Here is a 16,188-nt window from a genome sequence, read left to right as displayed (position 1 = left end):
AACCCTTGCTTAGGTAATTTGCGATTAACATCGAGGTTAACGAATCTCGATTGTTTCAAAAGGGACGCGCCATGCCTGATATGCACGATGAATTCCTGTTCCCGTTCAAACCCACCGCGGCGCGGCCGCTACTGGGCCAAACCGTTCTGATTGTCGAAGACAGCCGGTTTGCCAGTGAGGCGATGCGCCTGATGTGTCTGCGCTGTGGCGCGCGGATCAGGCGGGCCGATACGTTGGCCGCGGCGGCACGGCATCTGCGCGTGTACCGGCCATCGGTGGCGATCATCGATATGGGTCTGCCTGATGGGTCGGGGCGCGATCTGATCGAAGAACTGGCCAAGGCCAGCCCGCGCATTCCGGCACTTTTGGCCACTTCGGGTGATCCAGACATGCGGGATAAGGCGCTGCAGGCGGGTGCAGATGCGTTTTTGGAAAAACCGATGTTATCTGTCGGCGAGTTTTTGGAGGCGGTTCTGGCCCGCCTGCCCCGGGACAGTCAGCCAAAAGGCCCGCGACCGGTTCTGGAAGAATACGTGCAACCCGATCTGTTGGCATTGCAAGACGACCTGTCGCATGTGTCCGATCTGTTGGGATCGGCGGACAATCCGGCGCGAATGAAATACGTGACGGGTTTCCTATCCGGCATCGCGCGCAGTATCGGTGACAGGGATTTGACAGGTGCGACAGAGAAACTTTCGCATTTATCGCAGACGCAACAACCCACCGGTGTGCAAATCTCGATTGTCTCGGCCATGGTTCACGACCGCCTGAAGGCGCAACCAATCGCGATCTGACGCCCTAGCGCAATGTCGGATCACCCGCGACCCGCACAAGCGCGGTCAGATCACCCAGGCGTTCACGCTGTTGACCGTTGGCGTCAAAATTACTTGGGGCAAGCCAAGCTTCAAACGCCGTTTGCAGGGCCGGCCACTCCTGATCGATACAGGCAAACCAGGCGGTATCGCGGTTGCGCCCTTTCATCACGTCGGCCTGGCGAAACACGCCTTCGAAACTGAACCCAAACCGTTGCGCCGCCCGGCGAGAGGCGTGATTCAGCGCGTTGCATTTCCATTCGAACCGCCGATATCCCGCGCCAAACGCCCAGCCCATCATCAGATATATCGCCTCGGTCGCGGCGACGGTGCGCTGCAATTCGGGAGAAAAGGCAATGTGCCCGATTTCTATACTGCCCGCCTCTGGCGCGATTCTGAGAAAACTGGCAACGCCGCCCAACCGCCCGGTTCCCTGATCATGTACGGCGTAAAAAAACGGATCATCGCCGCCTGCCACTTCGCGCACCCACCGATGATAGCGCGACGCCGAGGCGAACGGACCATAAGACATATAATCCCACGTCCGATCATCATCGGAAAATGCGCGGTGCAACGCGGCGGCGTGATCGTCAGCACGCAACCGGTGCAGGGAACAGGCGCGCCCGGTGAGAGTTTCTGGCCCGGGACGTGGCGGCGGCTGCCAATTGGGAACGGGACGCCCCAATTTATCGTGCCTGTCCATGCCAAAGTTCCTCTCGCGCAAAAGTCACGTTGATGTGCTGATTTCATCATATTTGTGACCAATTTCTTAACCATTCTCAGAGCATAGTCACAAGAGCAATAAGAAAAGTTCCATCGCCAACGAAGGAAAGATCATGGAAAAGCTTGTTGAAACTGTCATGCGGCATGAACGCAAAAGCGATTATCTGGATCGAATCGTTTTGGCCATCGGCGCGCTTTCGCTTTGCCTTGCCTTGATCGGCACGTTGATGGCGGGCGCAAATACGGTGGCGCAGGATACCGCGCCACCCACGCTGATCGCCACCTGATTACAGCAATAAATCAGGGTTCGCACCCATGGTCAGGCCGGGAAAAACACTGGTTTCCAGAATGGTACGATCAATGCCAAATGCACTGCGCAATGCCCAGGCGGCGTAATCCCGTACATCGCCCGTTGGCATCAGATCGCGCCGTTCAAAAAGATCGGCCTCGTCCAACCCCGGCCACTGGCCCAGGATCCGGCCACCGCGCACAGCCCCACCTGCAAATAACATTGCGCCCCCGGTGCCGTGATCTGTGCCGCCTGACCCATTTTCGCGCACGGTTCGCCCGAATTCCGTCATAGCGATAACAGTGGTTTTGTCCCAGACTCCGCCCAACCCGGCCTTCAGCGTCAGAACCGCGTCGGACAGGTGTTCGAGTGCACGATTGATACCGGTGTCTTGGCGGCGGTGCGTATCCCATCCATTCAATGAAAACGCCGCGATCCGCGTGTCGTGATACAGGCGTTCGGCGGCAAACCCGGCCAATTGCGCCACCGAATTCCGCTTTGCAGCGCTCATCCGCTTGGCCAAGGCCATTGAACGTTCGGTGCTGTCGTCAGGCATCGCCAGATCGGCCAGTTCAATCGCCTCTGACGCGGCATCGCGGAACAGGGGATCGGCGTGATATAATCTTTCAAGCAACAATCGCGATTGCGGCGAAACCGTTAGCGCCGCATCAGGCGACCAGTTCAATACCTTGGCCGATCCCGACAATACCTTCAACTCGTCACGCCCGATGGTGAAGGCGGTTTCACTGTCCAATCCGGGCACGGTTTGCAACATTCTGTTCAGCCATCCATCGCGGGTTGATGGCCCCGACACATCCAGCCCAGTGCCCGCCTCAAGAATATCCTGACCGTCAAAATGGCTTCGCTTGCCCCGGTAGGGCGTTGAAACTGCGTGAACAAACCCCAACTGTTGCGCCTGCCACAATGGCATGAGCGGCGCCAGGGTTGGGTGCAGTTCAAAATACCCATCCAATGGCAAACCCGGTGTTTGCACCAATCGCGGCCGCGCAGCCGCATAGGCGGCATCGCCGACCGGGCGCACAACATCCATCCCGTCCATGCCGCCGCGCAGGATGATCACCACAAGCCGGGCATCCCAAGGGGCCGAAGCAAGGGTGACGGATGACATGAAAGGGTGCGCCGCAGCCGAACACCCGATCAAGGCCGCGCCGCGCTGTAAAAATCGCCGTCGTGAAACAGTGTCTGACATGTTCTGCCTCTTCTATCTGCGATTGAATTCGGGCGAGGCGAGGATCAGCCCGACACCCTGTGCCACAGTATCCGCGGCACTTGCCGCCCAGATCAGATCGGGCGACGCCGCGTCATCCAACGCCCGAACCACAAATTCACGCGGATCAGGCAGCGGCGCGGCCAACCGTCCGGGGCTGGCCATCGCCCATCGAATGCGCGTTGCCAGACCCACAGGCGTGATCCACGCCTCGGCTGTTTCTTTCCAGCCATCGGGGCCTGAGGGGCGCAGGAACGTCTGCCCCATATCGCGCATCCCATTGACCACCATCTGATTGAACCCCTTGCGCGGCAAAGTGATGATGTCCTGCCCTGAATAGCCCAGCGCCCTGAGTGAGGAGACAACGAAATCAAAGGGTTGCTTTGCCTTTTCCATCACCGGCGACCAGGCGGCGGGATGTTCCAGCATCGCTGTGTAAACCTGCATCAAATCACCGCCGCCATCCTGCCACGCCTGGGTCATATGCCGCACCAAAGCAGGGTCCGGCGTGTCAGACACAAAATGAACCGCCAGTTTTTGCGCCATGTGACCGGCCGTATCCGGATGCACCGACAAATCTTCCAGTGCGTCAAAGATATCTGCCAGCTTGGCCTTGCCACGCCCACCATAGCGGTGCCCCAGAATGGTTTCGGCGCCCGGTTCTGCAAATTTTGATACAAATTTGAAGCCACCCTTGGCCGGGTGATATTGCAGTCCGGTCAACAACTTGGCCAATTCGCGCACATCGCTTTGACTGTAGGCGCCGCTGACGCCCAGCGTGTGCAATTCCAACACCTCTCGCGCCAGATTTTCGTTCAACCCTTGGCCACGGCGCTTACCGCGCACAGAATTCGGCCCGACCGATGCGGTTTGATCCAGAAACAGCATCATGCGCGGGTCGGTCACGACAGCGCGCAACATATCGGCAAAGCGCAGGGTCATTGTGGCCCGCACCGTTTCATCAATATAGGGCGCGGCATTCGCGGCCTCGGGCGTGCTTTTGTGACGTGCCGTGAAATGATCAAGCCAGAACATGTGCAGCCTTTCGCGCAGGGGCGCAGGCCCGTCCAGTCGCCGCGCGATCATATGGCGCAATGTGGTCGCTTCGATTGCGCGCAATTTCTTGCGCGCGACAGCGTTGGCCGCCTCGCCGCCTGCCTCACCGTTGCGGGTGGCGCGCCCGGTCAGGAAAAGCTCCATCCGCAGGGCAAGTGCGTCGTCGCGGGGCAAAAGCGGATAGGTTTCGCGCGCCACGTCCGGCCCGCGCAACGAGTCGTGAACCGCAGCCACGGTGGCTGGCTGCGCACTGGGCCCCAATCCATAGCCAAACCGGATCGCTGCAACAGTCGCCTGTTTCATTCCGACCTCATATCGTCGCCGATCCGAAAATCGGACCGCCGACTATAGAGATATAAGCGCCTGCATTGTTTACAAGAGAGCCGTTACGCCACCGGCGGTGGCCCGCTTGCTCAGCTTTCGGGCGGCAGCACGCGCAGGCGCAATTCGCGCAGCTGTTCGTTCATCGGCTCACTTGGCGCGCCCATCATCAGATCTTCGGCGCGCTGGTTCATCGGGAACATGATGACTTCGCGGATGTTCGCCTCATCCGCCAACAACATCACCATCCGGTCAATCCCCGCCGCACAACCGCCGTGGGGCGGCGCGCCGTATTGAAACGCGTTGACCATGCCGCCGAACCGCTTGCGCACTTCTTCTTCGCCGTAGCCGGCCAATTCAAATGCCTTGAACATGATTTCCGGTTTGTGGTTTCGGATTGCGCCACTGATCAGCTCATACCCATTGCAGGCCAGATCGTATTGGTATCCCAACACCTTGAGGGGGTCACCCTGCAATGCCTCCAGCCCGCCCTGGGGCATGGAAAACGGATTGTGGGAAAAATCAATCTTGCCGGTTTCCTCGTCGGCCTCGTACATCGGGAAATCGACGATCCAGGCGAATTGAAAGCTGTCCTTGTCGGTCAGGCCCAATTCTTCGCCGATCGTCACCCGTGCCTTGCCTGCCACCCGCTCAAACGCGCTGGGTTTACCACCAAGGAAGAACGCAGCATCGCCCACGCCCAGGCCCAACTGCTGACGGATCGCTTCGGTGCGTTCAGGGCCGATGTTCTTGGCCAAGGGGCCGGCGGCTTCCATGCCCTGCCCCTGATCGCGCCAGAAGATATAGCCCATGCCGGGCAGCCCTTCCTTTTGGGCAAAGGCGTTCATCCGGTCACAGAATTTGCGCGAACCGCCTTTGGGGGCCGGAATGGCGCGGATTTCGGTGCCGTCTTGTTCCAGCAACTTTGCAAAGATGGCAAAGCCGGAACCTGCAAAATGATCCGATACCACTTGCATCTTGATCGGGTTGCGCAGGTCGGGTTTGTCGGTGCCATACCACAGGGCGGCATCGCGATAGCTGATCTGTGGCCACTCGGTATTGACGGTGCGCCCACCACCAAAGCGTTCGAAACAACCCTGCATCACTGGCTGAATCGTGTCGAACACGTCTTGCTGGCTGACAAACGACATTTCCAGATCGAGCTGATAAAAATCGGTGGGCGAACGGTCGGCGCGGGGGTCTTCATCGCGGAAACAGGGCGCGATCTGGAAATATTTATCAAACCCCGACACCATGATCAGCTGTTTGAACTGCTGGGGCGCTTGGGGCAGCGCATAAAATTTCCCGGGGTGCAGGCGCGATGGCACCAGAAAATCGCGCGCGCCTTCGGGCGATGAGGCGGTGATGATCGGTGTCTGAAATTCGTTGAACCCCTGATCCCACATCCGCTGACGCAAATCGCGCACCACGTCACTGCGCAGCACGATATTGTTATGCAACTCCTCGCGGCGCAGATCAAGGAACCGATACCGCAGGCGGGTTTCTTCGGGGTATTCCTGTTCGCCAAACACCTGCAACGGCAGTTCTTTGGCCGCGCCCAACACTTCCATGCCACGCGCGTACACTTCGATTTCGCCGGTGGGGATTTTGCTGTTTACCAGATCGGCATCGCGCGCCTTGACCGTGCCATCAATGCGGATGCACCATTCGGCGCGCACCTTTTCCAATTCGGCAAAGGCGGCAGAATCACCGTCGCACAACACCTGGGTGATGCCATAGTGATCGCGCAGATCAATGAACAACACGCCGCCGTGGTCACGCACCCGGTGAACCCACCCCGAAAGGCGCACGGTATCGCCCACGTTCGAGGCGTTCAAATCGGCGCAGGTGTGGGTGCGATAGGCGTGCATATCAGGGCCTCCGGGGCGTAAACATAAGGATTGCGCCGATACACCTGTCAGCGCGGCGAAAGTCAAGGTCTGGTCGGGTCGCAAGCCAACCCAACGGTCATGCCACACCGCCAAACTGCCGTGTTGCGGCCATTCAACCACCATCACCCTGCCACACTGCCCGCATACATCCATTCAGACATCATTGAAACGGTGCAGTCAGATCGTGAAAGGCCCGGCATGCTGAGAACAATCTATTTGGGGTTGGGTGTGCTTTTATGCGCCTTGTTTGTATTTTATTCGATCAGCTTGCCCCCCGATGCCGCCGATCTCTTGGCCGTTTGGATGGCGGGCGAAGGATTTTCAAACGGCAATCCGGCCATCATTTATCCGCCCGACGACACGGTATTCACCATGCGCCCCGATCCGGCCTGGCGAACACTGGCCGCCGAAATTGGCCACACCGAACGATTGTTCCCCTTTGTCTATCCCCCCATTTGGGCGGTGCTGGTGGGCTGGGCTGATCTGTCGTTTGCCAGTTTCGCGTTTGGCGCGCGCTGCGTGAATTATGCCCTTCTGGCATTGATCCCGATCCTGTCTTGGCGGGCTTTGGGCCGCGAAATGGCGTTTTTGCCCCATGCGATACTCGTCACACTGGTAATGTTCGGCACATTTTTTGGCACCTCGGCGATCGATGAAATTCAGCCGCAAATCCTGGTCGCCACCCTGACGCTTGTGTTTTTAGAGAGGTTGCGCGCCAACGCCCCGATTACTGCGGGGGCGGCATTGGCCGTGGCGGCGGCCATCAAGTTGTATCCAGCACTTCTTATTGTGATCGTTCTGGCCCGTCGGCAATACCGTGTGGCGGCGTCGTTCGCGGTGGTCGGTGGGGCGCTGGCGGCCGCCTCGATCTGGCTGGCCGGTTGGCCGCTGCACGTTGAATTTCTGCGACTCATCGGTGTGATATCAGACACTGGCCTTTCGCTTTCCCTATCCTGGAGCTTTGACAAGTTAATCGGCCAATGGTTTTTTGCCGACTCGTTGATGCGCATTTCGCCAATGATGCCTCTGGGGTTGGATCCCGAAGGCGGCTGGCGGGTGATGGCAAAACCCCCTGTCTGGCAAGCGTTTTCCAAACTGTCGCTGCTTTCCATGTTGGTCGTATTGGCCATTTGGGCGCGCCGCGCGCCCGACAATGACGCCGTGTATCCCGTGGCGATGATTGTGCTGGCGTTGCTGTCGCCCATCGCCTGGGCCTATCACTTCATTGCGCCAGTCGCCTTTGCGCCGATGCTGATCTCGCGTTTGGGGGACGTTGGAAAACTGATTTTCATCGCAGTTTTCTTTTCCCTCAGCATGGCGGGCGCCGGCACATTCCAGACTTTGGGCGTTCCGATAGAGGCCCTGACGGATTGGGCCACCGCTTTGATGTTGCTGTTGGCGGGCGCAATGATTGCGGCGGGCACGCGCGAGGCGCAATCGCCCTTGCACCGGAGTGACCATCGCCTATAACCCCCAAGATTTATCTGCCTTGGGGGTCTGCGTCATGCCAAAAAGAACCGACATCAAATCCATCATGATCATTGGTGCGGGCCCTATCATTATCGGGCAGGCGTGCGAATTTGATTATTCCGGCGCACAGGCCTGCAAGGCGCTGCGCGAAGAGGGGTATCGCGTGATTCTGGTCAATTCGAACCCGGCCACGATCATGACCGATCCGGAACTGGCCGATGCCACCTATATTGAACCGATCACCCCTGAAATCGTTGCCAAAATCATCGAAAAAGAGCGCCCCGATGCATTGCTCCCCACCATGGGCGGTCAAACCGGGCTGAACACATCCCTGGCGCTGGATGACATGGGCGTGTTGAAGAAATTCAACGTTGAACTGATCGGCGCGAACCGCCAAGCCATTGAAATGGCCGAAGATCGCAAACTGTTCCGCGAGGCGATGGAGCGGATCGGCCTGGAAAACCCCAAGGCGACCATCGCCAACAACATGCAAGAATGCATGGAGGCCATCGATTATGTCGGCCTGCCCGCCATCATCCGCCCCGCCTTTACCTTGGGCGGTACGGGGGGCGGCGTGGCCTATAACCGCGATCAATACGAACATTTTTGCAAATCTGGCCTCGATGCCTCGCCCGTGTCGCAGATCCTGATCGACGAATCGCTTTTGGGTTGGAAAGAGTTTGAAATGGAGGTCGTGCGCGACCGCAACGATAACGCGATTATCGTGTGCGCCATCGAAAACGTCGATCCCATGGGCGTGCATACGGGTGATTCCATCACGGTCGCCCCGGCGCTGACCCTGACCGACAAGGAATATCAGATGATGCGCACGGCCAGCATTGCCGTGTTGCGCGAAATCGGCGTGGAAACCGGCGGTTCAAACGTGCAGTGGGCGGTGAACCCCGCTGATGGCCGCATGGTGGTGATTGAAATGAACCCCCGTGTGTCGCGCTCTTCGGCCCTTGCCTCCAAGGCCACGGGGTTTCCGATTGCGAAAATCGCCGCGAAACTGGCGGTTGGCTATACGTTGGATGAGTTGGACAATGACATCACCGGCGTCACCCCGGCCTCGTTTGAACCCAGCATCGATTACGTCGTCACCAAAATCCCGCGCTTTGCGTTTGAAAAATTCCCCGGCTCGGAACCGCTGCTGTCCACCGCGATGAAATCGGTGGGCGAGGCGATGGCGATTGGCCGCACGATTCACGAATCGCTGCAAAAGGCACTGGCCAGCATGGAAACCGGCCTGACCGGATTTGATGAAATCGAAATCGAAGGTGGCAGTGACCCGGCCAATATCACCGCCGCCCTGTCGCGCCAAACCCCAGACCGGATTCGCGTGATTGCCCAGGCGATGCGCGAAGGCATGTCAGACGATGACATCAACGCCATCACCAGTTTTGATCCCTGGTTCCTGGCCCGGATCCGCGAAATCATCGACGCCGAGGCGGTGGTGCGCCGCGATGGTCTGCCGGTGACGGAACACGGGCTGCGCCGCCTGAAAATGATGGGCTTTACCGATGCCCGCCTCGCCACTTTAACCGGTCGCGACGAGGGGCAGGTGCGCCGCGCCCGCACGAACCTGGGCGTCACTGCCGTGTTCAAACGCATTGATACCTGCGCCGCCGAATTCGAAGCGCAGACACCGTACATGTATTCCACCTATGAAACCCCGGTGATGGGCGATGTGGAATGCGAGGCGCGCCCGAGCGATCGTAAAAAAGTGGTGATCCTGGGTGGCGGGCCAAACCGGATCGGCCAAGGGATCGAATTTGATTATTGCTGTTGTCACGCTTGCTATGCGCTGTCGGCAACGGGGTATGAAACCATCATGATCAACTGCAACCCCGAAACGGTGTCGACCGATTATGACACTTCGGATCGGTTGTATTTTGAACCGCTGACCTTTGAACATGTGATGGAAATCCTGCGGGTCGAGCAGGAAAATGGCACGCTGCACGGCGTAATCGTGCAATTTGGCGGGCAAACGCCGCTGAAACTGGCCAATGATCTGCAAGATGCCGGCATCCCCATTCTCGGCACCACGCCCGATGCCATCGATCTGGCCGAAGACCGCGAGCGGTTTCAGGCGATGCTGAATGAATTGGGCCTGAAACAGCCGGTAAATGGCATCGCCCATTCCGACACCCAAGCGATGGAAATCGCACAGCGCGTCGGCTATCCGCTGGTGATCCGCCCCTCGTACGTTCTGGGTGGTCGGGCGATGGAAATCGTGCGCGATGACGCGCATCTGGCCCGTTATATCAAACACGCGGTGCAGGTGTCGGGCGACACGCCTGTGTTGCTTGACAGTTATCTGTCGGGCGCGGTCGAGGTTGATGTCGATTGCCTGTGCGATGGCACAGATGTGCACATTGCCGGCGTGATGCAGCATATCGAAGAGGCCGGCGTGCATTCGGGTGATTCTGCCTGTTCGCTGCCGCCCTATACCCTGTCGGATTCCGTGATTGCGGAAATGGAGGAACAAACCAAGGCGATGGCGCTGAAACTTGGGGTTGTCGGCCTGATGAACGTGCAATTCGCCATTCAGGGCGAAAACATCTTTGTGCTTGAGGTTAATCCACGCGCCTCGCGCACCGTGCCGTTCGTGGCCAAGGCCACCGACAGCGCCATTGCATCCATCGCTGCCCGCCTAATGGCCGGTGAACCGCTGAGCAATTTTGCCAAACGCCCGGCCTATCCGGCGGGCACCGGCCTTGACGATGTGTTGCCCTATGCCGATCCGATGACATTGGCCGACCCGGCAATGCCGTGGTATTCGGTGAAAGAGGCGGTTCTGCCTTTTGCCCGTTTTCCCGGCGTCGATACCTTGCTTGGGCCTGAAATGCGCTCAACCGGCGAAGTCATGGGCTGGGATCGCTCGTTCGCCCGCGCCTTCCTTAAGGCACAGATGGGGGCGGGCGTGGATTTGCCGACCTCCGGCATGGCGTTCCTGTCGATCCGCGACACCGACAAAACCGATCAGTTCATCGAAACCGCGCGCATTCTGCTTTCGCTTGGCATGACCTTGACCGCCACCAAAGGCACCGCCAAATTCCTGCGCGATGCCGGGGTGGAAACCGCGCAGGTCAACAAGGTGTATGAGGGCGGGCGCACCGTCGTCGACATTATGAAAGACGGCGACATCGCATTGGTGATGAACACCACGGAAGGCGCGCGCGCCGTCGATGATTCCCGCTCCATGCGCAACGTCGCCTTGATGGACAAAATCCCGTATTTCACCACCCTCGCTGCGTCCCACGCCGCAGCCCGCGCCATGCAGGCAAGGGAAGAAGGTGAATTGGACGTGCGGCCGTTGCAGGGGTAATCCGCCCAATCACACAAATGCGATACGGGCGCCCCGCGCGCCCGTTTTCGCCCCGAACCGGTTGGATAATGCTCTGCCATGGCCAAACTTTATTTCAACTTTTCCACAATGAACGCGGGCAAATCGACCCTGCTTTTGCAGGCGGCGAACAATTACCGCGAACAGGGGATGGCGGTCTATCTGCTGACCGCACAGCTTGATACCCGCGCCGGGCACGGGCGCATCGCCTCGCGCATCGGGATCAAGGAGGATGCCGACACATTTTCCCCCACCGATCATCTGTTCAAAAAGGTCCAGGCACAGCACCACACCACCCCCCTCGCCTGCGTCTTCGTGGACGAGGCCCAATTTCTCAGCCCCACGCAGGTGTGGCAATTGGCCAGGGTGGCCGATGATTTGCGCCTGCCGGTAATGACCTATGGCCTCAGGGTCGATTTTCAGGGGCAGCTTTTCCCCGGCTCGGCCGCCCTCTTGGCGGTGGCCGATCAATTGCGCGAAGTGCGCACAATTTGCCACTGCGGGCGCAAAGCCACCATGGTGATCCGCCAGGATGATCAGGGCAATGCACTGCAGGAAGGCGCTCAGGTGCAGATCGGCGGCAACGAAACCTATCTGTCCCTGTGCCGCCGCCATTGGCGCGCCGCCATGGGCGATCCGTATTGACACCGGCCAAGGGCGGCAAACAAAACATCGTGTGGCGCGTCAGCGCCTCCGTTAGCTCACACCGGGTTGGGCAAATCGCGCCCGTCGAAAAATGCCACCAGGTTGTCAACCGCCATCATCCCCATGGCCGTGCGCACCTCAAGGGTGGCGGTGCCAAGGTGGGGAAAAAGCGTGACATTTTCCAAAGCCCTAAGCGCCTGTGGCACCTTCGGCTCAAACTCATAAACATCCAGACCGGCCCCGGCGATTTGCCCGCTTTGCAACGCGTCGATCAATGCCGTTTCATCCACGATATCGCCCCGCGCGATGTTCACAAACACCGCCGTTGGTCTCATCGCCGCAAAGACCGATACGTTGATCATATGATGGGTTTCGGGCGTCGCAGGCAGCGCCACAATCAACACATCACAGGCATTTGCCACATCTGTCAGGCTGTTTAATTGCTGTGCCGGTACGCCCGGATCCGCCACTTGCGAGCGGTTGTAAAACACCACATCCATGCCAAAGCCAAAATGACAGCGCCGCGCGATCGCCTTGCCAATCCGGCCCAGCCCGACAATGCCCACGGTCTTACCGCTCACATGCTGGCCCAAAAGTTGTGTGGGGTGCCACCCGGCCCATTGCCCGGCACGCACCAAACGCTCACCCTCGCCCGCGCGTCGGCATGTCATCAACATCAGGGTCATGGCAATATCGGCGGTGGCATCGGTGACGGCACCGGGAGTGTTTGACACGGCCACGCCCGCGCCGCGCGCTGCCGTAACGTCAATATGGTTATAGCCCACCCCAAAGTTCGCCAGAACGCGGCACTTGAGGTCTCCAACAAAGGCATCGGCCGTCAACTGATCGCCAAGGGTCGGCAAAATCCCGTCGTATTGCGCCATGGCATCTGCCAATTCTGCCGCACTCATCGGGGTTGTGTCATCGCGCAAGGTCACATCGAACCGGGCGCGCGCCGCGTCCAGTACCGGATCAGGCAGACGGCGGGTGATCAATATCTTTTCCATCAAAACATCCTTCCGCCGACGGGCACATCCATATCCGGGCGCAACAAAACCACAGCGCCCGTATCATCAGGCACGCCCAGAACTAGAACCTCTGACATCACCGGGCCAATCTGACGGGGCGGAAAATTGACCACCGCCATCACCTGTTTGCCGATCAAACCATCAGGTGTGTAATGTTCGGTAATCTGTGCGGCACTTTTCTTCTCACCCAGATCGCCACCAAAATCGACCCACAATCTGATTGATGGCTTGCGCGCCTCGGGAAACGGCTCGGCCCGTGTGATCACCCCACAGCGAATATCGACCTTTGCAAAATCATCATAATCGATCATGCGCCCAACTCCCGCGACCGATCTGCCGCTGCCTTGACCGCCCGTTTCAACAGCGCGGGGAACCCATCGGTTTCATTCATCAACACCTCAAGTGCGGCGGCGGTGGTGCCCTGGGGCGAGGTCACATTGACGCGCAACTGGCCCGGGTCTTCCTCGGCCTGCTCGGCCAATGCCCCTGCCCCGGCCACGGTTGCCTTGGCCAATTGCATGGCCAGGGGCGCGGGCAATCCCTGTGCCTCGCCCGCGGCCGCCAGGGTTTCGATCAGATGAAACACATAGGCGGGGCCAGAGCCCGACACACCGGTGACCGCATCCATCTGCGATTCATTCTCCAGCCGCACCACCTGCCCCACGGCAGACAGCAGCGCCTCGGCCAGATCCATGCCCGCCGCACCGGGGCCATTGGGGATGATCGCCGTAATTCCGCGCGCCACGGCGGCGGGGGTGTTGGGCATCGCACGGATGATCGGCGTTTTATCGCCCAGCACCTGTTCGTAATAAGAAATCGACGTGCCGGCCGCGACAGACAGAAACAAGGTTTTCCCATTACCCATCGCCGCCAGCGTGGGCAGCGCATCGGCCATCATCTGCGGTTTCACCGCCACCAGAACGATGGCCGGGGCATCGGGCAAATCGGTGTTCAGGTGCAAGCCGTCGATCCCTTGCAACCAGTCCGATGGTGCCGGGTCAACCACCCAGACCGAAGTGGCCGGCAATCCGCCTTTCAGCCACCCCGCCAACATCGCCGAGCCCATCTTGCCACATCCCAAAAGCACCAGCCCCCGGTCGCGCACGTGATCCATATTCATAAAATGCCCCCTTATCTGCGCCGCAGACTACCCCGAAAAGGGCCAAGGTAAAGGCGAATGTGTCTTTAAGATCCCCGGCCCGGAAGACGGCGATCGCGCATATACGATGTCATCTGAAGCCGGATCAGCGCGTCGATCTTGTAACTGGTATATGTCACCCCGGCCATCCGGGCTGCCGTTCTGATGCGCAACTCGAACGGGCCTTCGCGCCCGTCGGTATCAATCATCGCCACCACAGGCGTTTTGCCGGTCAGCGACGCGGCAAACAGCGCCTGCTGGATCGAATCCAGTGACGAGCGTTTATCCAACCCAACCTCGACCACCTGATCGGAAGTTTCGCAATCCACGCGAATGCGGTGCAGATCATAGCCCACGTTGTAAGGGTGCGACACCTCGGTTTCGCCGCCCAGAACAAGGGCACACAGAATCGCGGCAATTTCGGTTTCAAAAGGCATAAGACCATCCTATAGGCCTTCTAGCCGATCCTGTTAACCTTTTGTTAACCTTTTGTTAAGAACTGCGGACATGCAGGACTTTCATTTGGGCTGATTATTTCTTTAGGCTTGTCCTCTCCTGAACCCCGGCTCTTGAACTGAAACGCTCCGCGACCCGTTCAGATTGACTTTCCAAACCGCGCCGGTCTGGCCGTTTCTGCCTGACCTGATCCTCTTCCCCCCTTAGTTTCAGGGAAGAAGAGTTTTGTTACAGTCCCACAGGCCCGCCTTGCCTCAGGGGTGGCGGGCCTCTGGCGCGGGGCGCTGTGCCTTAGATCGGATAATGCAGATCGCCATCCTGCATTGTGATCCAGCGCAGATCGGTAAATTCGTGAATGCCCCATGTTCCGCCGAACCGGCCATAGCCCGATGCCTTGACACCGCCAAAGGGCATCTGCGCTTCGTCATGGACAGTCGGCCCGTTGATATGGCAGATGCCGCTTTCGATCCGTTTTGCAACCGACAGCGCCGCCATGGTATCGCGGCCAAACACGGCCGAGGATAGCCCAAGTTCGCTTTCGTTGGCGATCCGAACCGCATCGTCCACGGTATCGGCGCGAATGATCGCAACGACCGGGCCAAAGCTTTCTTCGGTGTAGATACGCATGTCGGCGGTCACATGATCCAGCGCAGCCGCGTCAAGGATCGTGCCCTTGCCACCACCGGCAATCAGTTTCGCGCCCTTGTCTTGTGCATCCGCAATCAGGCTTTGAATCCGCTCTGCCGCCGTATCATTGACCAACGATCCGAGCGGCGCGTTTCCGTCGCGCGGATCGCCGGCTTTCAAACTGCTGACCTTGGCTGAAAACGCCTCGACAAACCGGTCGCCGGCGGCACCGACAGTGATGATCCGTTCGGTCGACATGCAAATCTGACCCTGGTTCATATAGGCGCCAAATCCCGCAGCCGCGACAGCCGCATCCATGTCGGCATCCTCAAGGATGATCATCGGCGCCTTGCCGCCAAGTTCCAGCAATGCAGGTTTGAGATTGCGCCCAGCCAATTCACCAATCACGCGCCCGACCCGCGTTGAGCCGGTAAAGTTGATCCGCCGGATTGCCGGATGTTCGATCAGCGTTTTTACAACGTCGGCGGCATCATCGGGATCATTGGAGATTGCGTTCAACACGCCATCGGGAAATCCGGCCTCGGCAATCGCCTGAATGACCAAGGCATGAACGCGCGGGCAGATTTCCGAGGTCTTCATCACCACGGTGTTGCCACAGGCCAACGGTGTCGCGATCGAGCGTACGCCAAGGATAACCGGCGCATTCCACGGCGCCATGGCAAGCACGACACCGGCAGGTTGGCGCACGGCCATTGCGGTGGAACCGGGGCGGTTTGACGGGATGATCTCACCTTTGATCTGCGTTGTCATCGCCGCCGCCTCGATCAGCATTTCCGAGCCAAGCATCACGTTGAACCGCGCCCAGCCTTCTGTCGCGCCGATTTCGTCTTTCATCGCGGCGACAATTTCATCGGCCCGCGCTTGCAGGCTTTCAGCCGCCGCAAGCAGCTTTTTCCGCCGCTCACCGGGGCCGGTCAGCGACCATGTTTCAAACGCGCTGGCCGCCGCATCCACCGCCTTTGCCGCATCGCCCAGTGACGCGGCGGCGGCTTTGGTCACGACATCGCCTGAAACCGGATTGCAGCGGTCAAAGACCCGCCCGTTTTCAGCCGGAATATGGGCGCCATTGATATAAAGATCGAGATTTTGCATTGGTCGTTCCTTTCACTATGTCGCCGCCAAGGTAGCCAGTGAGG

The 16,188-nt window shown here is 59.2% G+C and carries 14 protein-coding genes; 5 read left to right on the top strand and 9 right to left on the bottom strand.

The genetic code is table 11. The features are described 5' to 3' along the window. Positions 1–71: 71 nt before the first annotated feature. The gene (locus C8265_RS06285) at positions 72–794 is read left to right on the top strand and encodes a response regulator (RefSeq protein WP_108483148.1); all 723 of its coding nucleotides are present in this window, start codon (positions 72–74) and stop codon (positions 792–794) included. Positions 795–798: 4 nt separating this feature from the next. On the opposite strand, the gene C8265_RS06280 is transcribed toward C8265_RS06285, so the two are convergent. Further along, complete coding sequence (locus C8265_RS06280; protein WP_108483147.1) at positions 799–1,515, bottom strand: GNAT family N-acetyltransferase; 717 nt, start codon at positions 1,513–1,515, stop codon at positions 799–801. Between the two features lie 133 nt (positions 1,516–1,648). Between C8265_RS06280 and C8265_RS19445 the strand changes: the two genes are divergently transcribed. Next, a complete protein-coding gene (locus C8265_RS19445; protein WP_164512282.1) occupies positions 1,649–1,822 on the top strand; it encodes a hypothetical protein in 174 nt (57 codons plus the stop codon). Here C8265_RS19445 and C8265_RS06275 read toward each other — a convergent pair whose 3' ends face one another. The 3 genes from C8265_RS06275 to aspS form a co-directional block, all read right to left on the bottom strand. Next, positions 1,823–3,034: a DUF1501 domain-containing protein gene (locus C8265_RS06275; RefSeq protein ID WP_108483146.1), complete on the bottom strand. Its 1,212-nt coding sequence runs from the start codon at positions 3,032–3,034 to the stop codon at positions 1,823–1,825. Positions 3,035–3,046: 12 nt separating this feature from the next. Further along, positions 3,047–4,411, bottom strand: a complete 1,365-nt coding sequence (locus C8265_RS06270; protein ID WP_108483145.1) for a DUF1800 domain-containing protein — start codon at positions 4,409–4,411, stop codon at positions 3,047–3,049. Between the two features lie 110 nt (positions 4,412–4,521). After that, complete coding sequence (aspS, locus tag C8265_RS06265; protein ID WP_108483144.1) at positions 4,522–6,300, bottom strand: aspartate--tRNA ligase; 1,779 nt, start codon at positions 6,298–6,300, stop codon at positions 4,522–4,524. Positions 6,301–6,519: 219 nt separating this feature from the next. Here aspS and C8265_RS06260 point away from each other — a divergent pair, with 219 nt between their 5' ends. The 3 genes from C8265_RS06260 (at position 6,520) to C8265_RS06250 (ending at position 11,782) form a co-directional block, all read left to right on the top strand. Then, complete coding sequence (locus C8265_RS06260; protein ID WP_164512281.1) at positions 6,520–7,791, top strand: glycosyltransferase family 87 protein; 1,272 nt, start codon at positions 6,520–6,522, stop codon at positions 7,789–7,791. A 34-nt stretch (positions 7,792–7,825) separates the two neighbouring features. Next, the gene (gene carB, locus C8265_RS06255) at positions 7,826–11,119 is read left to right on the top strand and encodes a carbamoyl-phosphate synthase large subunit (RefSeq protein ID WP_108483340.1); all 3,294 of its coding nucleotides are present in this window, start codon (positions 7,826–7,828) and stop codon (positions 11,117–11,119) included. 78 nt (positions 11,120–11,197) lie between these two features. Continuing rightward, positions 11,198–11,782 carry a thymidine kinase gene (locus tag C8265_RS06250; RefSeq protein WP_108483142.1) on the top strand — a complete coding sequence of 195 codons (585 nt, stop codon included), beginning with the start codon at positions 11,198–11,200 and terminating at the stop codon, positions 11,780–11,782. Positions 11,783–11,838: 56 nt separating this feature from the next. Here C8265_RS06250 and C8265_RS06245 read toward each other — a convergent pair whose 3' ends face one another. The 5 genes from C8265_RS06245 to C8265_RS06225 form a co-directional block, all read right to left on the bottom strand. After that, entirely contained in the window at positions 11,839–12,789 is a 951-nt protein-coding gene (locus tag C8265_RS06245) for a 2-hydroxyacid dehydrogenase (protein WP_108483141.1), read from the bottom strand. Next, a complete protein-coding gene (locus C8265_RS06240; protein ID WP_108483140.1) occupies positions 12,789–13,121 on the bottom strand; it encodes a tRNA-binding protein in 333 nt (110 codons plus the stop codon). Before C8265_RS06240 ends, C8265_RS06245 begins: the two co-directional genes overlap by 1 nt. Next, on the bottom strand, positions 13,118–13,930 hold the full coding sequence (proC, locus tag C8265_RS06235; RefSeq protein WP_108483139.1) for a pyrroline-5-carboxylate reductase: 813 nt from the start codon (positions 13,928–13,930) through the stop codon (positions 13,118–13,120). Before proC ends, C8265_RS06240 begins: the two co-directional genes overlap by 4 nt. Before the next feature lie 65 nt (positions 13,931–13,995). Then, the gene (locus C8265_RS06230; RefSeq protein WP_108483138.1) at positions 13,996–14,385 is read right to left on the bottom strand and encodes a hypothetical protein; all 390 of its coding nucleotides are present in this window, start codon (positions 14,383–14,385) and stop codon (positions 13,996–13,998) included. A gap of 310 nt (positions 14,386–14,695) precedes the next feature. Then, complete coding sequence (locus C8265_RS06225; protein WP_108483137.1) at positions 14,696–16,144, bottom strand: aldehyde dehydrogenase; 1,449 nt, start codon at positions 16,142–16,144, stop codon at positions 14,696–14,698. Positions 16,145–16,188: the final 44 nt, after the last annotated feature.

The organism is Oceaniglobus ichthyenteri, assembly GCF_003057885.1.
Taxonomy (GTDB): Bacteria; Pseudomonadota; Alphaproteobacteria; order Rhodobacterales; family Rhodobacteraceae; genus Oceaniglobus; species Oceaniglobus ichthyenteri.
This window is presented reverse-complemented; position numbering and strand designations above follow the sequence as displayed.